A 22365-nucleotide genomic window follows, 5' to 3' on the forward strand; every position below is an offset into this window, starting at 1 on the left:
CCCTCCTAATATGACGGACCGTCAGATGCGAGGGGAAGAGGGAGGGAGAGCCGTGGACGCACGCTTCACCGCGGAACAGGACGACATCCGCCGCACCCTGCGCGAACTGCTCCGCAAGCGGTGCCGGCCGGAGGACCTGCGCGCGGCCCTCGACACCCCCGCGGGTCACGACCCGCTGCTGTGGACCGCCCTCGCCGGACGGCTCGGCCTGCCCGGCCTCGCGCTCCCCGAGGCCCACGGCGGAGCCGGCTGCACGGTCACCGACCTCGCCCTGGCCTGCGAGGAGACCGGCCGGGTGCTCGCGCCCTCGCCGCTGACGGCCACCGCCGTCCTCGCCGCGCCGCTCCTGCTCGCCCTCGGCACCGCCGCCCAGCGCGCCCGGCTGCTGCCCCGCATCGCCTCCGGCGAACTCACCGCCGCCCTCGCGGTGCCCGGCCCGCGCCTGGCCACCGCGCTCGCGCTGACCGGCGGCAACGGCGGCGACTGGGCCGGCGGCGGACGGGCGGGGGGCGTGCAGGCCAGGCGGGCGGGGGAGGGGTGGCGGCTGTACGGGCAGGCCGAGCAGGTGCTCGACGGGCACAGCGCGGGCCTGCTGCTGGTCGCCGCGCACACCGGCGGCTTCGCCCGGTCGCGGATCCTGCTGTTCCTGGTGCGCGGGGACGCCGGCGGACTCGTGCGGACACGGCAGACCGCCCTGGACGCGACCCGCCCGCAGGCCCGCCTGGAACTGCGGGACGTGGCGGCGGAGCTGCTGGGCGGGGACAGCGGGGACAGCGGGGACAGCGGGGGCGCGGGGGATGCCGGCGACGCGGTCCTCGCCGCCCTGGCCGCCGTCGGCGACGCCGCCGCGGCCGTCCTGGCCTGCGAGGCCGTCGGGGCCGCCGACCGGGCGCTGGAGCGGACCGTGGAGTACGTGAAGCGGCGCGAGCAGTTCGGCCGGGCCATCGGCTCCTTCCAGGCGGTCAAGCACCGGCTGGCCGACGTGTACGTCCAGGTGCAGGCGGCGCGCTCGGCGGCGTACTACGCGGCCTGGGCGGCCGCGCACGGGGAGCGGGCCGGGGCCCTCGCCCTCGCGCAGGCACTGGAGGCGCTGCGCGCCGCGGCCGCCGACGGGATCCAGCTGCACGGCGGGATCGGCTTCACCTGGGAGGACGACGCGCACCTGTACTTCAAGCGCGCCTGGGGCGACGAACTGTTGTTCGGGCCGGTGCACCGGCTGCGGGCGCACGCCGCCGACACGGCGCACCTCTTCGCACAAGGACAGGAGCAGGAGCGGGGACAGGAGCAGGAGCAGGGACAGGGACAGGAGCGGGGACAGGAGCAGGAGCAGGGGTGGGCGCAGGAGCAGGGGCGGGTGGCGGTGTGAGCGTCGGGCGGATCGTGCAGAAGGTGTCCGCCACCCGGGGCTTCGCCCGGGTGGCCCCGTACGTCGTCCCGGGGCTCGACCGGGCCGTCCACCGGCTCACCCGCGGCCGGGTGCTGCTCAGCGCGCTGATGCTGCCGGGCGTCGTACTGACCGTGCGGGGCGCGCGCAGCGGCCTGCCCCGCCGCACCCCGCTCGCCTGCGTGCCGGAGGACGGCGGACGCGGCTGGCTTCTGGTCGGCTCCAACTTCGGCCGCCCCGGCCACCCCGCCTGGACCCACAACCTCCTCGCCCACCCGGACGCCGAGATCAGCTTCCGGGGCCGGGACATCCCGGTGACGGCACGGCTGCTGGCGGGGGAGGAGCGGGCGGCGGCCTGGCGGGCGGCGCTGGCCCTGTGGCCGCCGTACGCGGCCTACCAGGCGCGGGTGGAGCGGGAGATCCGGCTGTTCCGGCTGGTCAGGCGCGACGCGTAGCGCGGCCGCCCGCACAGCGAGGCAGGCGGCGGCTCACCCGCGGTGAACCGCCGCCTGCCGGACAGGACTTGTGGGAAACTATGGCAAAGAAGAAAATTCCGGGAGCTATCGCGTGGGCTTCCGGCCCGTCACGCCCAGGTGCACCAACAGCGCCAGGTTCGGCTTGAGTTCGGCCTGCTTGACGCCCCAGGAAGTGAATCCCTTCTGGTGCGAGGCGACGGCCGCCAGCATCGCCACCAGCGAACCCGCCACGGCGGCCGGGTTCACGTCCTTGTCGACGCGGCCCTTGGCCTGCAGCGCGGTGACGGCGTCCGCGAGGGAGTTGTTCACCGAGTTCAGGATCTTCATGCGGATCTTGTAGAACCGCTTGTCGCCCTCGGCCGCCCCGAGGTCGACGACGCGCAGGATCGCGTCGTGCTTGCGCCAGAACTCCAGAAATCCGTCGACGAGCTCCTGGGCCGTCTGCCAGCCCGCCTTGCCGGTCCACGAACGGCCCTCCAGCAGCTCGGTCAACCCGGCTCCGTCGGCGGCCATTTGCTCGGCGATCTCCAGGACGGCGCCCTCGACGTCCGGGAAGTACTGGTAAAAGGTCGCGGGCGACGTACCGGCCTTCCGGGCGACATCGATGACCTTGACGTCCCGGTAGGGGGAGGAGCTGAGCATCTCGCTGAGGCAGTCGAGCAGCTTCTGCCGGGTCGCCTGCCCACGCCGGCCGGCCACGCGGCCGTCGACGGTACGCACTTGTCCTGTCATGTCGTCAGCTTACCGAGGGGTGATGGGAGCGCGATTCGGCCGACTGCAAATGGGGTGCCCGGGTGATAAGAGACGGGTGCGCCTGGTCTGCGCGGTGCGTGCGTCGCCGCTACGTTTGCCGCATGGCCGAAAACAGGGCATCCGCATACGCAGAGGGCGTCCCGTGCTGGGTGGACGCCCAGCTTCCCGACGTCGAGGCGGGCAAGCGGTTCTACGGTGAACTCTTCGGGTGGACCTTCGAGGAGTCGTACGGGGCGTCCACCTGGGCGCTGAAAGGCGGCGCCCCCGTCGCCGCGCTCGCGCCCAAGACGGACGGGCGCATGCCCACCGTCTGGACGGTGTACTTCGCCACCCCTGACGCGGAAGCCCTCGCCCGTCGCGTCCGGGACGCCGGCGGGCAGGTCGTCATCGTGCCCGTCCCGGTCGGCGACCTGGGCACGACGGCGCTGGTCACCGACGCGGAGGGGGCCGTGTTCGGCCTGTGGCAGCCGGGCCGCCACGCCGGTTTCGGCAGGCGGCACGAGCCGGGCACCTTCGCCTGGGTGGAGCTGTACGCCCGCGACACCGAGCGCGCCAACGGCTTCTACGGCGGCCTCTTCCACGACGCCCTGTTCGGCCCCGGCGCCCGGCCCGACTTCGGCCGGGCCGCCGTCTCCGACGTCTTCCCCGCCGAGATGCCGCCCCACTTCCTCGTCCACTTCGCGGTCGAGGACTGCGCGGCCGCGCTGGAGGCGGTGCACCGGCTCGGCGGGCGGGTGCAGGCGCCGCCGTTCTCCACCTCGTACGGACTGGTCGCCGTCGTCACCGACAATCAGGGGGCGTCGTTCGCGCTGCTGCAGCGCTGACCGGCGGATTTCCGTCCGGTATGAACCGAGACACCCCGCTTCGACCCCGGGTTCGCAACCAGTGGCCCGGGCAGGAAGAATCGGGGTGCGTGCCGCCACGGCGGTGCGGTGGTGAGACGCTGCACTTCGGTCGCGTGAACATGTGGGTGGCGCGGCTCGTACGGGGAGGTGGCAGGCAAGTGGTGGATCAGCTGACGCAGCACGATCCGCGGAGGATCGGGCCTTTCGAGGTGCTGGGACGGCTGGGCGCCGGCGGCATGGGGCTGGTCTATCTCGCGCGCTCGGCGTCCGGCCGGCGCGTGGCGATCAAGACGGTGCGCACGGAGCTCGCCGAGGACCAGCTGTTCAGGGTGCGCTTCACGCGCGAGGTGGAGGCCGCGCGGGCGGTCTCCGGCTTCTACACGGCGGCCGTCGTCGACGCCGACCCCCGGGCGGCCGTGCCGTGGCTGGCCACCGCGTACGTCCCCGCGCCCTCCCTGGAGGAGATAGTCAACGAGTGCGGGCCGCTCCCGGCCCAGGCGGTGCGCTGGCTGGCCGCGGGCGTCGCGGAGGCCCTGCAGTCGATCCACGGCGCCGGCCTCGTCCACCGCGACCTGAAGCCCTCGAACGTCCTGGTGGTCGAGGACGGCCCGCGGGTGATCGACTTCGGCATCGCCTCCGGCGTCTCGAACACCCGTCTGACGATGACGAATGTCGCCGTCGGCACGCCCGCCTACATGTCCCCGGAGCAGGCCAAGGACTCCCGCAGCGTGACCGGCGCGAGCGACGTGTTCTCGCTCGGCTCGATGCTGGTGTTCGCCGCCACCGGGCACCCGCCGTACCACGGCGCCAACCCGGTCGAGACGGTGTTCATGCTGCTGCGCGAGGGCCCGGACCTGGAGGGCCTCCCGGACGAGCTGCGCCCGCTCATCGAGTCCTGCATGCAGATGGACGCCACCGCCCGGCCCAACCCGGCCGACCTCCAGGCCCAGCTCGCGCCCCACCTCTTCGGCTCCGGCTCCGACGACAGCGGCACGGCGTCCGCGTGGCTGCCCGAGCGGGCGGTCGGCCTGATCGAGGCCCGCCGCAACGGCCGCCCGGCGGGGAAGCCCGGACCGCCCGCCGGACGCGGCGGCGCACGGGTCGCCCCGGTGCCGCCCCCGCCCCCGCACGACCCGGTGGTGCCGGCGCCGGTGGGCGCCCCGGACACCGGTCCCGTCCGGCTGGCCGGCGCCCCGGTGCCGATCGGGCCCGGACCGCGCGTGTCCGACGTGCGGGCCGCCGCCGTGCAGGCGCCGCCGCCGGAGGCCGCCCTGGCCGCCACCTGGACCAAGGCCCGCCCCGGCGTGGGCGGCGCCGACCCGGCCGTGCCGGCGCCGCCGCCCGCCCCGCCGGAGACCGCGGCCGGCTGGCGCCCCTGGCGTTTCCGCATGTCGAACGATGTGTGGGGCACCCCGTCCGTCTTCGGCGACCTCGTCTACGTCACCTCCTTCGAGGTGCACGCCCTCGACGTGGCCACCGGCCGCCGCCGCTTCAAGACGCGGGACGTCGCCTGGTCGATGGCGGTCGCGGACGGCCGTATCCACGCCTCCGACGGGCCGACCCTGTTCGCCCTGGAGTGCCGGGAGGGCGCCGACCTGTGGCGGCTGAACACGGACGCCTGGGTGTACTCCCTGCACGCCGACCGCGGCACCGTCGTCACCGGCACCCGGGGCGGCGGCGTCCAGGCGTGGGAGGCGTCCACCGGGCAGAAGCTGTGGGAGATCAGCGGGGCGCAGACCGACTTCGAGACCCCGGAGGCCGGCCCCGCGGTGCACGAGGGCACGGTGTACGTCTGGCAGGACGCCCGCCTGCGCGCCCTCGACGCGCGCACCGGCGACGAGCGCTGGTCGTACCCGATCGGCGACGCGGCCTCCTGCGGCGGCGTGCCGGTGCGGCTGACGCACGCGCCGGACGGCTACGTGTACGTGTCGGCCGGCACCCGCGTCCTGGCCCTGGACGTGGCGAGCGGGCACGTCCGCTGGCACTTCGAGGCGCCGGCGGTCTTCCTGTGCCCGCCCGCCTTCGCGCCGGGCCCCGCGGTGACCGGCGGCGGCATCTACCTCGCCGACTACCTCGGCACCGTGTACGCCCTGGACGCCGCCGACGGGCGCGACCGCTGGCGCATCGCCACCGAGTCCCGCACGTCGACCGAGCCGGTCCTGGTGGCCGCCGGGCACGTGCACGTCGGCAGCGGCAAGGGGCTCTACACGCTGGACGCCGTCACCGGCACGCCCAAGTGGCGCTTCCAGGCGGGCGGCGACATCGTGGGCGCCCCGGCGGTGGCCGAGGGCCGCATCCACTTCGGCTCGACGGACCACCTGCTGTACACCCTGAAGGCCGACGACGGGCGGCTGCGCTGGAAGCTGGCCACCGGCGGCGAGATCACCGGCTCCCCGGTCGTCAAGGACGGCGTGGTGTACGCGTGCAGCAAGGACCGGTGCGTGTACGCCCTGGACGCGGAGAAGGGCACGGGCACGGCACGCACCACGTGACGCGGTACCGGGGGATGCCCGGGGATGGCGTGGACCGTGTGGCGCGGCGCTGGGCGGTGCCCGGGCACGGCACGCACCACGTGGCGCGGTACCGGGCGGCAGCCGGGACGGCCGTCGTGCCGGGCGCACGGAAGGAGTTCCGGACGACGGCCGTCGCTGCCGGGAGCGGGCCCGCGATGGCGTCGTCACCGCTCACGCCCCAGACGCTACGCCCGGTGAACACCCCCCGCCACCCGACGCCCTCCGGCCCCGCCCGCCCCAGCAGCCGACTGCAGCGGCGAGGGCCGGGGCCGCCACTCCGCCGTGCCCATGAGCATCATCCGCGCGACTTCCCCGTACGGCATCCGCTGCGCCAGCAGCACCGACTCGTAGGCGCTGACCATCCCGTACGTCGTGTGCGGGTCGAAGAACGTGGCCGTCGGGTCGGCGACGACGAAGTCCGACTCGCCCAGGAGGTAGAAGGCGCCCCCGCAGGCCATGCCCCGCACGGCGGCGACGACCGGCTTCCACAGGTCGTTGGACTTGGGCCCGACGCGCAGCAGCGGATCGTCCGTCATGAAGGGCGAGTCCGGCTGCGGCACGACGGCATCCCGGTCCAGCCCGGTGCAGAAGGCGCGCTCGCCGGCCCCGGTGAGGACGACGGCGCGCACGGTGTCGTCGAAGCGCAGCCGGCGCCAGACCGAGCGCAGCTCGTCCCGCATCCGCAGGTCGATGGCGTTGAGCCGGCCGGGGCGGTCGAGGGTGACGACCGCGACGCCGGTGTCCTCGTCGGCCGAGACGGTCACCGCCGGTGCCGGTGCCGGTGCCGGTGTCGGCGTCGGCGTCACGGGCGCTCCAGGACCCACTGCGGCAGACCGGCGTCCGTGAAGACGGCCCGCACCCGCGCCCCGATCCGGACCCGCTCGCGCGGCACCGAGTCGAGCCGTGCCCCGGCCCCGGCGACCAGGTTGCCGACCAGCCGGACGCGGGGGGCGTCGTCGAGCTCGACGACGACCACGGTGTACGGGGCCTGCTCGGCGTAGGCGGGCAGCAGGGGCGGGTGGGGGACCACGTAGGACCAGACGCGTCCGCGGCCGTCCGTCGGACGCCACTCGGCGGCGAACGACCGGCAGTGCGGGCAGCAGGGGCGGGGCGGGAAGCGCGGCTCGCCGCAGTCGGCGCAGGTCTGCACGCGCAGTTCGCCGCGGCGGGCGTACTCCCAGAAGGGGGCGCCGTCGGCATCGGGGACGGGGGTCAGCGTCATCCGGCGCTCAGCTCCTCAGCAGCAGGGCGGAGGTGGGGACCCCTTCACCGGCGGTGACCAGGCAGGTCGCGGCGCCCGGCACCTGCGCGGTGCTCGTCCCGCGCAGCTGCTTCACGCCCTCGGTGATGAGGTTGAACCCGTGGACGTACGCCTCGGAGAGCCCGCCGCCCGACGTGTTCAGCGGCAGCCGCCCGCCGATCTCCAGCGCGCCCTGCTCGGTGAACGCGCCGCCCTCGCCGCGGCCGCAGAAGCCGTAGCCCTCCAGGGAGAGCGGGATCAGCACCGTGAACGCGTCGTAGATCTGGGCGACGTCCACGTCCTGGGGCGTGAGGTCGGCGTGCTTGAACAGGTGCCGGGCGGCGGTCCAGGCGGGGCCGGTGAGGGGGTCGTCGCACCAGTAGTTGACCATGCCGTGGTGCTGGGCGGGCAGGCCCTGGGCGGCGGCGTGCACGTACACCGGCCGCCGCCGGCAGTCGCGGGCGCGCTCGGCGGAGGTGACAACGCAGGCAAGCGCCCCGTCCGTCTCCATGCAGTTGTCGAACAGGCACAGCGGCTCGCTGATCCACCGGGACGTCATGTACATCTCGCGGGTCAGCGGCCGGTCGTACATGACCGCGGCGGGGTTCTGGTTGGCCCGGTTGCGGCAGGCGAGGGCGACGTTGAAGAGGTGGTCGCGGGTGGCGCCGTACTCGTGCATGTAGCGGCGCGCCAGCACGGCGATCTCGTCCACCGGCCGCAGCAGCCCGGAGGGGCGGGTCCACTGGGCGGGCGTGGGCAGTTGGCGGACGGTGTCGGTCCACGGCCGGGGGCCGCTGCCGCGCTTGCGCGAGCGCCAGGCGACCCCGACGGTGGCCTGCCCGGTGGCGACGGCGGCCGCGAGGTGCGCCACGGTGGCGCAGGACCCGCCGCCGCCGTAGCCGACCTTGCTGAAGAAGGTGAGGTCGCCGAAGCCGACGGACTTCGCCAGCTCCACCTCGTCGGTCTCCTCCATCGTGTAGGAGGCGAGCGCGTCGACCTTGCCGGGCTCGATGCCGGCGTCGTCGAGGGCGGCGAGGACGGCCCGGCAGGCGAGGGTGCGCTCGTCCTCGGCGAGGCGTTTCGCGAACGCGGTCTGCCCGATGCCGACGATCGCGGTGGCGTCCTTGAACTCCCGGAGTCCGGCCATGCGTGGTCGTACCTCCCCGTGCCGAGGTCGGCTGACAGTCCGTCAGGTTAGCGCTAATCTGACGGGCAGTCAGCTACCGGGTGGGAGTGAGTGAGCTGGAGGCCGGTCGTGCGCGGTGACGTGGAGTGGGGCTCCGTCCCGGGTCTGGTCCGCTCGGCGGCCGAGCGGTACGCGGACACCGAGGCGGTCGTCGACGGCCGCACCCGGGTGTCGTACGCGGACCTCGGCGCCCGCGTGGAGCGCGCCGCGGCGGCCTGCATGGCGGCCGGGGTCGTGCCCGGCGACCGGGTGGCCGTCTGGGCGCCGAACTCGCTGGAGTGGATCGTGGCCGCGCTGGGCGCGGTGTCGGCGGGCGCGGTGCTGGTGCCGCTGAACACCCGCTTCAAGGGCGCGGAGGCGGCGTACGTGCTGGCGCGGTCGCGGGCGCGGCTGCTGCTGGTGACCGGCACCTTCCTGGGGACCTCGTACGTGGCGTCGCTGCGGAGGGCGGCGGGGGAGGGCGACGGGGACGGCCCGCTGCCCGGACTGCCGTCGCTGGAACGGGTCGTGGTGTTCGCGGACGACGCCCCGGCCTCCTTCGTGACCTGGAAGGACTTCCTGGCCGGCGGGGAGGGGGTGGGGGAGGACGAGGTGCGGGCCCGTGCCGCGCGGGTCGGCGGCGGCATGCCGTCGGACATCGTCTTCACCTCGGGCACCACCGGCCGCCCCAAGGGCGCGGTGATCACCCACGCGCAGACGCTGCGGGCCTACGAGGTGTGGGCGGACCTGGCCGGCCTGCGCCGCGGCGACCGCTACCTGATCGTGAACCCCTTCTTCCACACCTTCGGCTACAAGGCGGGCGTGATCGCGTGCCTGATGCGGGGCGCGACGATGATCCCGCAGCCGGTGTTCGACGCCGGCACGGTGCTGGCGAACATCGCCGCGGAGCGGGTGTCGGTGCTGCCGGGCCCGCCGACCCTGCACCAGTCGCTCCTGGACCACCCGGCGCGGGACGCCCACGACCTGTCCACCCTGCGCCTGGTGGTCACCGGGGCGGCGGTGGTGCCGCTGCGGCTGGTGGAGCGGCTGCGGGACGAACTGGGCGTGGGCACGGTCCTCACCGCCTACGGCCTGTCGGAGGCGAGCGGCATCGTCACGATGTGCCGCCGCGGCGACCCGCCGTCGGTGATCGCGTCGACGTCGGGACGGGCGATCCCCGGCACCTCGGTGCGGGTGGCGGACGCGGACGGCGCGCCCCTGCCGGCCGGCCGGCCCGGCGAGGTCCTGGTCCGCGGGTTCAACGTGATGCGCGGCTACTACGAGGACGAGGCCGCCACCGCCGAGGCGTTCACGCCGGGCGGCTGGCTGCGCACCGGCGACGTGGGCGTGCTGGACGAGGCGGGCAACCTGCGCATCACCGACCGCGTCAAGGACATGTTCGTCGTCGGCGGCTTCAACGCCTACCCGGCGGAGATCGAGCAACGGCTGTGCCTGCACCCGGAGGTGGCCGACGCCGCGGTGATCGGCGTCCCCGACGCCCGCCTCGGCGAGGTCGGCCGGGCCTACGTGGTCCGCAGCCCCGGCTCCCCGCTGACCGCCGACGACCTGATCGCCTGGTCCCGCCGCGAAATGGCGAACTACAAGGTCCCCCGCCAGATCCGCTTCGTCCCCCGGCTCCCCCGGAACGCGAGCGGCAAGGTACTCAAGAGAGAACTGCGCGGACAGGACGGCTGAGCCGGAACGACCTGCGGGCCGGCCCGCCCCCGCCGCGCCGACCCGCCTCCCGCCGTACCGGCCCGCCCTGGCCGCCGTGTCGGCCGCCGTGTCGGCCCGCCCTGGCCACGCCGGCCCGCACGGGTCCCACCGGCCGCGCCGGGCGCGGCGGCCCCCCTCGCCGGTCGCGCCGGTGGCACCCGCCGGTCGCGCCGGTGCCACCGGCCGTGCCGGCCCAGGCGCCCCCTGCGCCGCCGCACCGGCCCGCACCGGCCCGCACCGGCCCGCACCAGTCCGTGCCAGTCCGTGCCGGACCGGGGCGGACCGGGGCGGACACGGTGGCCCGCCCCGCCCGTGTCGGCCGCACCAGCCGTGCCGGCCTCTCCAGCCCTGCCGGCCGTGGCCCGCTCGCTCGCTGCCGCTCGGGCCGATGCTGCCCCCTGGTGGCCCGCCGGACCGTACCGGGCGGCGCTGCCGCAGGCACCGGGCGCGTCGGTGGCACCGGTCCGTACCTGAACTGCCGGTCCGCCGGCTGTGCTGGAGCGGTGGCCCGTACCGGCGGTACCTGTCCGTCCCTTCCCCGGGCCGGCAGGCCGCTCGCGGCTCCCCTCCGTGCTGCCGCGGGTGGCCGCCGTGCGGGGCGGGGGGTCAGGCCGGTTCGTCGGTGACGTGGATGTTGTCGGTGGTGGCCGTGCCCGCGTCCTTGGTGGTCGTGGTCAGCGGCTCGTCGGTGACATGGATGTTGTCGGTGGTGGCCGTGCCCGCGTCCTTGGTGGTGGCGGTCAGCGGCTCGTCCGTGACGTGGATGTTGTCCGTGCTGTTCTGGTCGCTCATCGCAACCTTCTTTCCTGGCAGAGCGGTTCGGTTCGGTGAAGGGACGGGGTCCATCCGGCAGTTCCCCCACGGACTGCCGGACGGACCCCGTCGGCCGGCTCACCCCAAAGGGACCGGCCGGGTGCCGTTCCGCCTGCCCCCCGACGCGACGGCCCGACAGAGGAGATACTGCCTGACCGCGATAAACGAACGATGAACGCCCGTTCACACGACCGGAGTCGGCCGCAGCAGACCCCGGACCTCGTCCGCCTCCGGCGCCTGGAGGGCGTCGAAGATCTCCAGGGCCTCCTGCCAGCACACCTGGGCCCGGTCGCGCTGGCCGATGCCGCTGAGGGCGCGGCCCAGTACCGTCAGGACGTTGCCGCGCCGCCATTCCCCGCCGACGCCGCGCAGCAGCGTCAGCGCCGTCTCGGCGTGCACCGCCGCCCGCGCGGGACGGCGGGCCGTGAGGTCGAGCTCCGCGAGGCGGAAGACGGTCATGCCCTCCCACAGGTGCTGTCGGCTGTCCCGGAACACCCGCAGGGCCTGCTCGAGGCACTCGGTCGCCTCCGCGAGCCGCCCGCTGCTGGTGAGCGCCAGACCCAGGGCGTACCGGCCGTTCGCCCCCTTCAGCGCGTGCCCCATGTCGTCGTACATCGCCGTGCCCTGCCGGGCCAGCGCCACCGCGCTGTCGGTGCGGCCGGTGGCCAGGTGGGTGCGCGAGAGGTTGCACAGGGCGCTCGCCTCACCCGGACGGTCGCCCACGGCGCGGAAGTTGTCCAGCGCGCGGGTGAAGTGCCGCTCGCTGTCCGCGTACCTGCCCTGGTACATCGCGATCGCGCCGCTGGCGTTCGACGACCAGCAGCTGGTGAGCGGATCGCCGGCCGCCTCGGCGAGCTCGGTCGCCCGGTCCGCCTCCCGGCCCGCCTCGTCGAACCGGGTGCCGGAGATGTGGTGCACGAAGGCCAGCGCCATGTACGCCCGCCCCTCGGCGCGCCGGTCCCCGGCCTCCTGCGCCACCTCCCGCAGCTTGGCGGCGACCGCCTCGTACTCCCGGGAGTTGGTGCCCGACTCCGCCAGGTCGCAGGCCGCCCACAGCACGTCGACGGCGCGCCGGACCGTCTCCGGCCGCGCCGACTGCCGCACGCACGCCAGCAGCGACACCGCCTCCGCGTACAGCCAGTCCTGCGCCGCGTGCCGGTCCGCGAAGGACAGCCCCGGCCGGCCGGCCCGTTCCAGGTGGTCCACCAGCCGGTCCCCGGGCCGCTCGATCAGGTACACCGCGGCCGCCGTCGCCAGGTAGAAGTCCAGCAGCCGGGACAGCGCCGCCTCGCTCCCCCACTGCCCGGAGGGCGCGGGAGGCGCCCCCACGGCGGGCGGCTGCTCGTCGCGTTCCGCGCACGCGCGCGCGTAGAGGCGTACCAGGTCGTGGTAGCGGTAGCGGCCGGGCGCCGCCGACTCCAGCAGGGAGGTGTCGACCAGGGACTCCAGCAGGTCCTCCGTCTCCCGCGGCGGCAGGTCCAGAACGGCCGCGGCGGCCGCCAGCGAGATGTCCGGGCCGTCCGCCAGGCCCAGCAGCCGGAACGCGCGGGCCTGGGCCGGCTCGAGCTGGCCGTAGCCGAGTTCGAAGGTCGCCTTGACCGCCAGGTCGCCCGCCTGGAGCTCGTCCAGCCGCCGCCGCTCGTCGGCCAGCTTGGCCGCCAGCACGGACACCGTCCACGTTCGGCGCGCCGCCAGCCGGGACGCCGCGATCCGGATCGCCAGCGGCAGGAAGCCGCACGCCGCCACCACGTCCAGCGCCGCCTCGCGCTCGGCCGCCACCCGTTCCTCGCCGACGATCCTGGTGAACAGCTGCAGCGCCTCGTCCGGCGCCATCACGTCCAGGTCCACCAGGTGCGCCCCGGCCAGGTCGACCATCCGCACCCGCGAGGTGACGAGCGCCGCGCAGCCCTCGGTGCCGGGCAGCAGGGGCCGTACCTGCGCCGCGTCCCGCGCGTTGTCCAGCAGCACCAGCACCCGGCGGCCGTCCAGCACGGAGCGGTACAGCGCCGCCCGCTCCTGGAGGGAGTCCGGGATCGCCGAGTCGGGCGTGCCGAGCGCCTTGAGGAAGGAGCCCAGCACCGTCTCCGGGTCGGCGGCCCGCTGGCCCGCGCCCTGGAGGTCGACGTAGAGCTGGCCGTCGGGGAAGGCGGTCCGCGCCTGGTGCGCCACGTGCACCGCGAGCGTCGTCTTGCCCACGCCGCCGATGCCCGCCAGCGCCGACACCGCCATCACCCGTCCCCCGTCCGAGGCCAGTACCTCGCCGAGTTCCTTCACGAAGGCCGTCCGGCCGGTGAAGTCGGGCACGGTGGCTGGCAGTTGGGCCGGGCGGACCGGGGCGGCGGCGGGTTCGGGGGCGGGGGCCGGCGACTCCGCCAGGCCCGGGTCGGCGCGCAGGATGCGCTGCTGGAGCGCGCGCAGGCCGGGGCGCGGGTCGACGCCGAGTTCGTCGGCCAGCAGCCGCCGGGTGTCCGCGTACACCGCCAGCGCCTCCGCCTGGCGTCCGCTGCGGTACAGCGCCAGCATCAGCAGCTCCCGCAGGCGTTCGCGCAGCGGGTGCGCCGCGGTCAGCGCGGTCAGCTCCGAGACCGCCTCCGCGTGGCAGCCCTGCTCCAGGTCCATGTCCAGCCGGGTCTCGAGGAGTTGCAGCCGCCACTCCTCCAGGCGGACCCGTTGCGCCTCCGCGTACGGCCCGGGTACGCCCGCCAGGGCCTCCCCGTCCCACAGGGCGAGCGCCCGGCCCAGCACCTCGCGGGCCCGGCCCAGGTCCCCGGCGGCGCGGGCCTTCTCCGCCTCGGCCGCCAGGTCCTGCGCCACCGCCAGGTCCAGCGCGCCCTCGCCGAGACCGCGCACCGCGTAGCCGCCCGACTCGCTGACCAGCACGCCGGGCCCGAGCGCCTTGCGCAGCCGTGAGGCGTACGTCCGTACCGCCGCCAGCGCCTGCGACGGCGGCTCCTCGCCCCACAGCGCGTCGATCAGCTCGGCCGCGGTGGCCGTGCGCCCCTCGCGCAGCAACAGGGCGGCGAGCAGGGCGCGTTGCTGCGGGGAGCCGGTGCCGACCGGTTCCCCGTCCCGCCGGGCGCGCACCGGACCGAGCACGCCGAAGCGCAGCTCCGCGAGCACTACGGGTACTGCCGGCGCCTCGGGCACTGCGGGCGCCTCGGGTACTGCGGGTACTGCGGGCGCCTCGGGCTCAACCGCGGGGCCCGGACGCCCCTGCTCCGGCACCCCCGGTGCCCCCGGTACACCGTCCATCGCCGTCCCCCTCGACATGTTGACAACCCAGCCAGTTTGCCTTGTTGACGCCGGATGTGGCAGCCGAGGAGAGGCCCGTCACAGACGACCGCACGGACACCACAAACCTCTCACAGTCGCTACGCGCGCTTCCGCACAGACCCGGGCATCCGAGCGCGAGAACCCGGCCCCCGCGTAGCTGACGGACCGTCAGATCGGCGCTACGGTGACCGCCATGGACACCCAAGCCGAATTCCCCCTGATCATCTCCGTCGACGACCACACCGTGGAGCCGCCGGACGTCTGGCGGGACCGCCTGCCGGCGAAGTACCGGGACACCGGGCCGCGGATCGTGCGGGCGCCGCTGAAGGACATGACCTTCCTGGGCGGCCGGTTCAAACCGGTGATGGGCGCGCCGGGCGACGACGGCCCGCTCGGCGACTGGTGGGTCTACGAGGACCTGCACCGGCCGCTGACCCGGCTGGACACCGCGGTCGGCTACGACAGGGACGAGATCAGGCTCGAGGTGATCACCTACGAGCAGATGCGGCCCGGCTCCTACGACGTGCCGCGGCGCCTGGCGGACATGGACGTCAACCACGTCCAGTCCGCCCTCTGCTTCCCCACCTTCCCCCGCTTCTGCGGACAGACCTTCACCGAGGCGGCGGACCGGGAGCTCGCGCTGCTGTGCGTGCGCGCCTACAACGACTGGATGGTGGAGGAGTGGTGCGGGCCGGAGGCGCGGGGCCGGCTGATCCCGCTCACCATCGTCCCGCTGTGGGACGCCGAGCTCGCCGCCCGGGAGGTCCGGCGCAACGCCGAACGCGGCGTGCGCGCCGTCGCGTTCTCCGAGATACCGCCGCACCTCGGCCTGCCGTCCGTGCACACCGACGACTGGGACCCCTTCCTCGCCGCCTGCGACGAGACCGGCACGGTCGTCGCCATGCACATCGGCTCCAGCAGCCGCATGCCGTCCACGTCGAAGGACGCGCCGCCCGCCGTCGGGTCCACCATCACCTTCGCCAACTGCTGCTTCTCGATGGTCGACTGGCTGATGAGCGGGAAGTTCGAGCGGTTCCCCGGGCTGAAGGTCATGTACGCCGAGGGGCAGATCGGCTGGATCCCGTACATCCTCGAACGCGCCGACGTGGTGTGGGAGGAGAACCGCGGCTGGGGCGGGGTCGCCGACAAGGTGCGCCGGCCGCCGTCCGAGCTGTTCGCCGGGCATGTGTACGGCTGCTTCTTCGACGACGCCTTCGGCCTGCGCAACCTCGACTCCATCGGCGTCGGCAACGTCCTGTACGAGACCGACTACCCGCACTCCGACTCCACCTGGCCGAAGTCGCGGCAGGTGGGCGAGGCGCAGATGGGGCACCTGGACGCCGACGTCGTCGAGCGGATCGTCCGGCGCAACGCGATCGAGCTGCTGGGCCTCACCCCCGAGGGACTGTGGCGGTGAGCGCCCCCGCCCCCGTCCCCGCCCCCGCCTCCACACCCGTCCCCGTGCCGGCCCCCGCCCCCACCCCCGCACCCGTCCCCGCGCCGGCCCCCGCATCCGTCCCGGCCCCCGCCCCCGCCCCCGTCCCGACCTCCGCACCCGCCCTGGCGTACGGCATGCAGCTGTCCGTCCAGTCGCTGAGCACGCTCTACGCCGAGGCCTGGGAGGCGGACGCCGGTCCCGCGGACCTCGTCGAGATCGCCCGCGTCGCCGATCGGGCCGGCTTCGCCTACCTCGCCTGCTGCGACCACGTCGCCGTCCCGCGCCGGCTGGCCGGTGCCATGAGCACGACGTGGTACGACCCCGTCGCCACCCTCGCCTTCCTGGCGGGCGTGACCGAGCGGGTGCGGCTGCTCAGCCACGTCGCCGTCGTCGGCCTGCGGCACCCCCTGCTGACCGCCAAGCAGTACGCCACCCTCGACCGGCTCAGCGGCGGCCGGCTGATCCTCGGGGTCGGGGCCGGGCACGTACGGGAGGAGTTCGAGGCGCTCGGGGTCGACTTCGCGCGGCGCGGCGCCGTCCTCGACGAGTGCGTGGACGCCCTGCGCGCCGCGCTCGGACCGCAGGAGTTCCCCGAACACCACGGCAAGCGCTACGACTTCGAGGGCCTCGGCCAGCGTCCCCGGCCGGTCCAGGAACGGGTCCCGCTCTGGGTCGGCGGGTCCTCGCCCGCCGCCGTGCGCCGGGCCGCGCTCAGGGGCGACGGCTGGCTGCCGCAGGGCGACCCGCGCGAGCGGCTGCCCGCGCAGATCGCCGAGCTGCGGCGGCTGCGGGACGGGGCGGGCATCGAGGAGCCCTTCACCGTCGGCGCCCTCACCGAGCCCCTGTACGTCGGCACGCCCGCCTGGGACGTGGGGCGGCGCACCCTCACCGGGGCCGCGGAGGCGCTCGCCGAGTCGCTGCGCGCCTACCGCGCGATGGGCGTGCACCAGATCCAGGTGCGGTTCCGCTGCCGCGACCGCGCCGAACTCACCGACCAGATGGCGGCGTTCGCCGCCGACATCGCCCCCCACCTGTAGCCATGTGCAGCCACCTGTAGTCACCCACAGAGGAGAAACGGCATGGGCAAGCTGGACGGACGCGTCGTGATCGTCACCGGTGCGGCCCGCGGGCAGGGCGAGCAGGAGGCCCGGCTGTTCCGGGCGGAGGGCGCCGAGGTGGTCCTCGCCGACGTCCTCGACGACCAGGGCGAGGCCCTCGCGAAGGAGATCGGCGCCCGGTACGTCCACCTGGACGTGGGCGAAGAGGAGCAGTGGCGGTCGGCCGTGGCCACCGCGCGGGAGGCGTACGGCCGCGTCGACGGGCTCGTCAACAACGCCGGCATCCTGCGCTTCAACTCCCTCGTCGACACGCTCCTGGACGAGTTCATGCAGGTCGTCAGGGTCAACCAGGTCGGCTGCTTCCTCGGGATCAGGACGGTCGCGCCGGTGATGGAGGACGGCGGCACGATCGTCAACACCGCCTCCTACACCGCGCTGGCCGGCATGGCGGCCGTCGGCGCGTACGCCGCGACCAAGCACGCGATCCTCGGACTGACCCGCGTCGCGGCGCTGGAGCTGGCCCGCCGGGGCATCCGCGTCAACGCCGTCTGCCCCGGCGCCGTCGACACGGCGATGTCCAACCCGGCCCGGCTGGACCCGGACGCCGATCCGCGGGAGACCGCCGAGGCCCTGGACGAGCTGTACCGGGGGCTGGTGCCGCTCGGCCGCATCGGGCGGCCGGAGGAGGTGGCCCGCCTCGCCCTGTTCCTCACCTGCGACGACTCCTCGTACGTCACCGGGCAGCCGTTCGTGATCGACGGGGGCTGGCTGGCCGGGGTGAGCATTGTCTGACCGCAGCATCTGATGTTTCGTCAGCTATTGACGGTGCACCCGGCCGGTGCCACAGTCGGCCCAACAATCTGATGGTTCGTCAGTAATGAGCGTCAGTAATGAGACCTAGGGACGGTGACCCGCCTTGGAATTCGGGCTGTTCGTACAGGGATACGTGGGCAAGCGCGCCGAGACCGACCCGCTGGCCGAGCACAAGGCGCTGATGGAGGAGACCGAGTACGTCATCGAGGCGGACCGGTCGGGCTTCAAGTACGCCTGGGCGTCCGAGCACCACTTCCTGGAGGAGTACTCGCACCTCTCCGCCAACGACGTCTTCCTCGGCTACCTCGCCCACGCCACCGAGCGCATCCACCTCGGCTCGGGCATCTTCAACCCGCTCGCCCAGGTCAACCACCCCGTGAAGGTTGCCGAGAAGGTCGCCATGCTCGACCACCTCACCGAGGGCCGCTTCGAGTTCGGCAGCGGGCGCGGCGCGGGCAGCCACGAGATCCTCGGCTTCCTCCCCGGCATCACCGACATGAACCACACCAAGGAGATCTGGGAGGAGACCATCGCCGAGTTCCCCAAGATGTGGCTCCAGGACGAGTACGCCGGCTTCCACGGCAAGCACTGGCAGCTCCCGCCGCGCAAGGTCCTGCCCAAGCCGTACGGAAAGTCCCACCCCGCGATGTGGTACGCCGCCGGGTCGCCGCCCTCGTACGCGATGGCCGCCCGCAAGGGGCTCGGGGTGCTGGGCTTCAGCATCCAGAAGGTGTCCGACATGGAGTGGGTGCTGGAGCAGTACAAGACGGCGGTGGTGAACGCCGAGCCGGTCGGGGACTTCGTCAACGACAACGTGATGGTGACGACCACGGCGATCTGCGCGCCCACCCACGCGGAGGCGATCGAGATCGCGGTGGGCGGCGGCCTGCACTACCTGCCCTCGCTGGTCTTCCGCTACCACGACACCTTCCCGCGGCCCGAGGGCTTCCCGGTGTGGCCCGAGACGCTGCCGCCGTACACCCCCGAGTTCGTCGAGATCCTCATCGAGGAGGAGCTGCTGATCTGCGGCGACCCGGAGGAGGTGCTCAGGCAGTGCAAGCGCTGGGAGCAGGCGGGCGCGGACCAGTTGTCCTTCGGCCTGCCGGTGGGCGTGCCCAAGGAGGAGACGCTGCAGACGATCCGGCTGATCGGGGAGCACGTCATCCCGAAGATCGACACGGATCCGGTGCACCGGACCACCCGGTTCCGTCAGGGGGCCTGAGCACCCGGGCCCGGAAGGGAGCCTCATGCTCGATCACGTCATCACCGGCGCGACGGTCGTCGACGGCACCGGCGCGCCCGCCCGCACCGCCGACCTCGGCATACGGGACGGCCGTATCGCCGCCGTCGGCCGCGTCACCGGCGAGTCGCGCACCCGCGAGGACGCCACCGGCCTGGTCCTCGCCCCCGGCTTCGTCGACCCCCACACCCACTACGACGCCCAGCTGTTCTGGGACCCCTACGCCACCCCGTCGCTCAACCACGGGGTGACCACCGTCGCCGCCGGCAACTGCGGCTTCACACTGGCCCCGCTGAACCCCGCCCGCCCCGGCGACGTCGACTACACGCGCCGCATGATGTCCAAGGTCGAGGGCATGTCGCTGGTCGCCCTGGAGGAGGGAGCGCCCTGGAACTGGCACTCCTTCGGCGAGTACCTGGACGCGCTGGAGGGGCGGATCGCCGTCAACGCGGGTTTCATGGCGGGCCACTGCGCGCTGCGCCGGTACGTGATGGGCCCCGACGCGGTCGGCGGGCAGCCCACGCCGGAGCAGCAGGGCGCCATGGTCCGGCTGCTGCACGAGGCCATGGACGCGGGCGCCTGGGGCCTGTCCACCACCCAGTCGTCCACGCACTCCGACGGCGACGGCCGGCCGGTCGCCTCCCGACATGCGAAGCCCGCGGAACTGCTGGCCCTGGCCGCCGCCGTCGGCGAGCACGAGGGCACCCAGATCGAGGCGATCGTCGCCGGCTGCCTGGACCAGTTCAGCGACGCGGAGATCGACCTGTTCGTCGAGCTGAGCGCGACCGCGGGACGCCCCCTGAACTGGAACGTCCTGACCGTCGACGCCGCCGTCCCGGAGCGCGTGCCCCGGCAGCTGCTGGCCGGCGAGCGGGCACGCAGGGCGGGCGGCCGGGTCGTGGCTCTCACCATGCCGATCCTCACACCGATGAACATGTCGCTCGGCACGTTCTGCGCGCTCAACCTGATCCCCGGGTGGGGACCGGTCCTGGGCCTGCCCGTGCCCGAGCGGATCGCGAAGCTGCGCGACCCCGGCGTCCGCGCCGAGATGCTGCGGCGCGCCGAGTCCAAGGAGGCAGGCGTCTTCAGACGGCTCGCGAACTTCGGCCGGTACGTCATCGGGGACACCTACAGCCCGCGGAACGAGGGCCTGACCGGCCGGGTGGTGAAGGACATCGCGGCGGAACGCGGCCAGGACCCCTTCCACTGCCTGGTCGAGATCTGCGCCGCCGACGACCTCCGGACGGTCCTGTGGCCCATGCCCACCGACAACGACCCCGCCTCCTGGGCGCTGCGCGCCGAGACCTGGCGCCACGAGGACGTCCTGCTCGGCGGGTCCGACGCGGGCGCGCACCTGGACCGCATGTGCGGGGCGCCGTACACCACCCGCTTCCTCGGGGACTGCCTGCGCGGACGGAAGCTGACCGGCCTGGAGCAGGCCGTGAAGATGCTGACGGACGACCCGGCGCGGCTGTTCGGGCTGCGCGAGCGAGGCCGCATCCAGGAGGGCTTCCACGCGGACCTGGTGCTGTTCGACCCCGACCGGATCGACGCGGCCCCGGCCACCCTGGTGCACGACCTGCCGGGCGACAGCCCACGGCTGGACTCCCGGGCGCTCGGCGTGCGGGCGGCGTGGGTGAACGGCGTCGAGGTGATCCGGGACGACGTGGTCAGCGGCGCGGTGCCCGGCCGGGTGCTGCGCTCCGGGCGGGACACCAGGACGGTGAGCACCAGGTGAGCGACGGGCAGCGGCTGTTCGTCGGCGGCGAGTGGGTCGAGCCGGACCACGGCCACTACGCGGTCGTCGACCCGGCGACCGAAGAGACCGTCGGCCTGGCCCCCGAGGCTTCGCGGGACCAGGTGCGCGCGGCCTGCGCCGCGGCCCGCGAGGCCTTCGGGCCGTGGTCGCGCACCCCGCCCGAGGAGCGGGCCGCGGTGCTCGCGCGGGCGGCGGACGCCATCCGCGCCCACCGGGAGCCGTACGCGCGGCTGGCGCAGGCGGAGACCGGCGCGACGACCGCGACGGCGCGGGCCATGCAGGTCGGCGTCGCCGCCGCCCGCTTCCGCCGGTACGCGCGCGTGGAGCCCCAGGAGTGGGCGATCCCGCCGCAGATCGACGAGGCCGGCCCGCTGGGCCGGGCGGGCGTCACCGGCGCGCTGGCGGCACGCCGGCCCGTCGGGGTCGTCACCTGCGTCACCTCGTACAACAACCCCTGGGCCAACCCGGCCGGCAAGGTCGCCCCGGCCCTCGCGATGGGCAACACGGTGGTGGTGAAACCGGCCCCGCAGGACCCGCTGTCGGTGTACCGGATGGCGGAGGCGCTCGAGGCCGCGGGCGTACCGCGCGGGGTGGTGAACGTGGTCTCCGGCCGGTCGGCCTCGGTCGGCGAGGCGGCGGTGGAGTCGCCCGACGTCGACATGGTGAGCTTCACCGGCTCCACGGCCGTCGGACAGCGCATCGCCGAGGTGTGCGGCCGGGACATGAAACGCCAGTTGATGGAACTGGGCGGCAAGGGCGCGGCCCTCGTCTTCGACGACGCGGACCTCCGCTCGGCGGTCGCCGGCATCGGCACCACCTTCTCCTTCTACACCGGCCAGATCTGCACGGCGCCGACACGCGTACTGGCCCAGCGGGGCGTGTACCACCGACTGGTCGAGCAACTGGCCGCCTACGCAAGCCGCTTGAAGGTCGGCGACCCGAGAGAGCCGGACACGGTCGTCGGCCCGCTGATCTCCGCGGCCCACCGGCAGCGCGTCGAGTCGTACGTCGAACTCGGCCGCGCGGAAGGCGCGACGCTGGTGACAGGCGGCGAACGCCCCCCACTGAACCGCGGCTTCTACGTCACCCCCACCCTCCTGGCCGACTGCACCAACGACATGCGGGTGGCCCGCGAGGAGATCTTCGGCCCGGTCGTCGTGGTCGTCCCCTTCGACGACGAGGACGAGGGCGTCGCCCTCGCCGACGACAGCGACTACGGCCTGATCGACTACGTCTGGTCCGGCGACGTGGCCAGGGCCTTCCGGGTGGCCGCCCGGCTCCGCGCCGGCGGCGTCGGCGTGAACACCGTCGCCCGCAACATGGAGGCCCCCTTCGGCGGCTTCAAGAAGAGCGGCGTAGGCCGCGACGTCGGCCCCTACGCCCTGCACGCCTACGGGGAGGTACAGACGATCGTCTGGCCGGGCTGAACCGGCCCCCACAGCTGCGCGGGTCGGTCGACGCATCCACCGTCGTCGACCCCGGCTTGCGGGCCGGTCACGGTTTCACCGTCCGCCTCCGCCCGACGACTACGCCGCCGCGTTGCCCTGATTACCGCTGGCCGGCATGCGCAGGGTGTGGTCGCCGAAGTCCGCGACCAGATCCAGTCTCCCGCCGAGTGCCTCCACGTAGCGGGCGATGACGTCCAGGGTGGCACCCTCGCCGTGTTCGATCTGAGAGACCCGGGCGACGCTCACCCCCATCAGGGACGCCACATCCGCCTGGGTCAGCCCCGACTGTTTGCGCGCCTCGGCGAGCTGGTGGCCACGGGCCTCGGCGAGAAACCGGCGAGACCCCGCTTCCACCTCGGCAGGCTCCACACCGGCCGCGTACAACTCCTGCTCCAGGGACTCCCAGTTCTGCGCAGCCTTCTTGGCCATGA

At 74.3% G+C, this 22365-nt stretch carries 17 protein-coding genes and 1 pseudogene; 11 read left to right on the forward strand and 7 right to left on the reverse strand.

All coding sequences use genetic code 11. The features are described from left to right. Positions 1 to 52: 52 nt before the first annotated feature. Positions 53 to 1366 (forward strand): acyl-CoA dehydrogenase family protein, encoded by a 1314-nt coding sequence (locus ACH4ZX_RS25515; protein WP_398276986.1) that lies wholly within the window; start codon positions 53 to 55, stop codon positions 1364 to 1366. Beyond that, positions 1363 to 1839, forward strand: a complete 477-nt coding sequence (locus tag ACH4ZX_RS25520) for a nitroreductase family deazaflavin-dependent oxidoreductase (RefSeq protein ID WP_398276989.1) — start codon at positions 1363 to 1365, stop codon at positions 1837 to 1839. Before ACH4ZX_RS25515 ends, ACH4ZX_RS25520 begins: the two co-directional genes overlap by 4 nt. A gap of 105 nt (positions 1840 to 1944) precedes the next feature. Here ACH4ZX_RS25520 and ACH4ZX_RS25525 read toward each other — a convergent pair whose 3' ends face one another. Beyond that, the gene (locus ACH4ZX_RS25525; RefSeq protein WP_398277160.1) at positions 1945 to 2580 is read right to left on the reverse strand and encodes a TetR family transcriptional regulator; all 636 of its coding nucleotides are present in this window, start codon (positions 2578 to 2580) and stop codon (positions 1945 to 1947) included. A gap of 134 nt (positions 2581 to 2714) precedes the next feature. On the opposite strand from ACH4ZX_RS25525, the gene ACH4ZX_RS25530 reads away from it, so the two are divergent. Both ACH4ZX_RS25530 and ACH4ZX_RS25535 read left to right on the forward strand, forming a co-directional pair. Next, a complete protein-coding gene (locus ACH4ZX_RS25530) occupies positions 2715 to 3437 on the forward strand; it encodes a VOC family protein (protein ID WP_398276992.1) in 723 nt (240 codons plus the stop codon). A 179-nt stretch (positions 3438 to 3616) separates the two neighbouring features. After that, a complete protein-coding gene (locus ACH4ZX_RS25535) occupies positions 3617 to 5950 on the forward strand; it encodes a PQQ-binding-like beta-propeller repeat protein (RefSeq protein WP_398276995.1) in 2334 nt (777 codons plus the stop codon). 296 nt (positions 5951 to 6246) lie between these two features. Here the strand turns inward: ACH4ZX_RS25535 and ACH4ZX_RS25540 are convergent. The 3 genes and pseudogenes from ACH4ZX_RS25540 to ACH4ZX_RS25550 all read right to left on the reverse strand — a co-directional run. Next, positions 6247 to 6735: pseudogene (locus ACH4ZX_RS25540) on the reverse strand (enoyl-CoA hydratase/isomerase family protein); the annotation flags it as partial. A 38-nt stretch (positions 6736 to 6773) separates the two neighbouring features. Then, positions 6774 to 7193, reverse strand: a complete 420-nt coding sequence (locus ACH4ZX_RS25545) for a Zn-ribbon domain-containing OB-fold protein (protein ID WP_398276998.1) — start codon at positions 7191 to 7193, stop codon at positions 6774 to 6776. Positions 7194 to 7200: 7 nt separating this feature from the next. Beyond that, positions 7201 to 8358 (reverse strand): lipid-transfer protein, encoded by a 1158-nt coding sequence (locus ACH4ZX_RS25550; RefSeq protein WP_398277001.1) that lies wholly within the window; start codon positions 8356 to 8358, stop codon positions 7201 to 7203. Between the two features lie 108 nt (positions 8359 to 8466). On the opposite strand from ACH4ZX_RS25550, the gene ACH4ZX_RS25555 reads away from it, so the two are divergent. After that, the gene (locus ACH4ZX_RS25555; protein WP_398277163.1) at positions 8467 to 10071 is read left to right on the forward strand and encodes a FadD3 family acyl-CoA ligase; all 1605 of its coding nucleotides are present in this window, start codon (positions 8467 to 8469) and stop codon (positions 10069 to 10071) included. 627 nt (positions 10072 to 10698) lie between these two features. Here the strand turns inward: ACH4ZX_RS25555 and ACH4ZX_RS25560 are convergent. After that, positions 10699 to 10884: a hypothetical protein gene (locus tag ACH4ZX_RS25560; protein WP_398277004.1), complete on the reverse strand. Its 186-nt coding sequence runs from the start codon at positions 10882 to 10884 to the stop codon at positions 10699 to 10701. A 204-nt stretch (positions 10885 to 11088) separates the two neighbouring features. After that, entirely contained in the window at positions 11089 to 14157 is a 3069-nt protein-coding gene (locus tag ACH4ZX_RS25565) for a BTAD domain-containing putative transcriptional regulator (RefSeq protein ID WP_398277007.1), read from the reverse strand. A 214-nt stretch (positions 14158 to 14371) separates the two neighbouring features. On the opposite strand from ACH4ZX_RS25565, the gene ACH4ZX_RS25570 reads away from it, so the two are divergent. From ACH4ZX_RS25570 to ACH4ZX_RS25595, 6 genes are all read left to right on the forward strand, one after another. After that, positions 14372 to 15595, forward strand: a complete 1224-nt coding sequence (locus ACH4ZX_RS25570) for an amidohydrolase family protein (protein WP_398277010.1) — start codon at positions 14372 to 14374, stop codon at positions 15593 to 15595. A gap of 155 nt (positions 15596 to 15750) precedes the next feature. Next, positions 15751 to 16653: an LLM class F420-dependent oxidoreductase gene (locus tag ACH4ZX_RS25575; RefSeq protein ID WP_398277166.1), complete on the forward strand. Its 903-nt coding sequence runs from the start codon at positions 15751 to 15753 to the stop codon at positions 16651 to 16653. Between the two features lie 42 nt (positions 16654 to 16695). Further along, positions 16696 to 17466 (forward strand): SDR family NAD(P)-dependent oxidoreductase, encoded by a 771-nt coding sequence (locus ACH4ZX_RS25580; RefSeq protein WP_398277013.1) that lies wholly within the window; start codon positions 16696 to 16698, stop codon positions 17464 to 17466. A 124-nt stretch (positions 17467 to 17590) separates the two neighbouring features. Then, the gene (locus ACH4ZX_RS25585; protein ID WP_398277016.1) at positions 17591 to 18709 is read left to right on the forward strand and encodes an LLM class flavin-dependent oxidoreductase; all 1119 of its coding nucleotides are present in this window, start codon (positions 17591 to 17593) and stop codon (positions 18707 to 18709) included. Between the two features lie 25 nt (positions 18710 to 18734). After that, positions 18735 to 20465, forward strand: a complete 1731-nt coding sequence (locus tag ACH4ZX_RS25590; RefSeq protein WP_398277019.1) for an amidohydrolase family protein — start codon at positions 18735 to 18737, stop codon at positions 20463 to 20465. Next, positions 20462 to 21913 carry an aldehyde dehydrogenase family protein gene (locus tag ACH4ZX_RS25595; RefSeq protein ID WP_398277021.1) on the forward strand — a complete coding sequence of 484 codons (1452 nt, stop codon included), beginning with the start codon at positions 20462 to 20464 and terminating at the stop codon, positions 21911 to 21913. The genes ACH4ZX_RS25590 and ACH4ZX_RS25595 overlap by 4 nt, the downstream gene beginning before the upstream one ends. A gap of 99 nt (positions 21914 to 22012) precedes the next feature. Here the strand turns inward: ACH4ZX_RS25595 and ACH4ZX_RS25600 are convergent, their stop codons facing one another. Continuing rightward, positions 22013 to 22363, reverse strand: coding sequence for a helix-turn-helix domain-containing protein (locus tag ACH4ZX_RS25600; RefSeq protein WP_398277024.1), 351 nt, complete (start codon positions 22361 to 22363; stop codon positions 22013 to 22015). Positions 22364 to 22365: the final 2 nt, after the last annotated feature.

Origin of the sequence: Streptomyces sp. NPDC020490, assembly GCF_044335305.1 — a bacterium.
In the GTDB taxonomy this organism is placed as follows: Bacteria; Actinomycetota; Actinomycetes; order Streptomycetales; family Streptomycetaceae; genus Streptomyces.

Coding starts and splice junctions, on each gene's coding strand:
- ACH4ZX_RS25530 (WP_398276992.1), top strand. CDS start 2,715: ATGGCCGAAAACAGGGCATCCGCATACGCAGAGGGCGTCCCGTGCTGG.
- ACH4ZX_RS25545 (WP_398276998.1), bottom strand. CDS start 7,193: ATGACGCTGACCCCCGTCCCCGATGCCGACGGCGCCCCCTTCTGGGAG.
- ACH4ZX_RS25550 (WP_398277001.1), bottom strand. CDS start 8,358: ATGGCCGGACTCCGGGAGTTCAAGGACGCCACCGCGATCGTCGGCATC.
- ACH4ZX_RS25560 (WP_398277004.1), bottom strand. CDS start 10,884: ATGAGCGACCAGAACAGCACGGACAACATCCACGTCACGGACGAGCCG.
- ACH4ZX_RS25565 (WP_398277007.1), bottom strand. CDS start 14,157: ATGGACGGTGTACCGGGGGCACCGGGGGTGCCGGAGCAGGGGCGTCCG.
- ACH4ZX_RS25570 (WP_398277010.1), top strand. CDS start 14,372: ATGGACACCCAAGCCGAATTCCCCCTGATCATCTCCGTCGACGACCAC.
- ACH4ZX_RS25575 (WP_398277166.1), top strand. CDS start 15,751: ATGCAGCTGTCCGTCCAGTCGCTGAGCACGCTCTACGCCGAGGCCTGG.
- ACH4ZX_RS25580 (WP_398277013.1), top strand. CDS start 16,696: ATGGGCAAGCTGGACGGACGCGTCGTGATCGTCACCGGTGCGGCCCGC.
- ACH4ZX_RS25590 (WP_398277019.1), top strand. CDS start 18,735: ATGCTCGATCACGTCATCACCGGCGCGACGGTCGTCGACGGCACCGGC.
- ACH4ZX_RS25600 (WP_398277024.1), bottom strand. CDS start 22,363: ATGGCCAAGAAGGCTGCGCAGAACTGGGAGTCCCTGGAGCAGGAGTTG.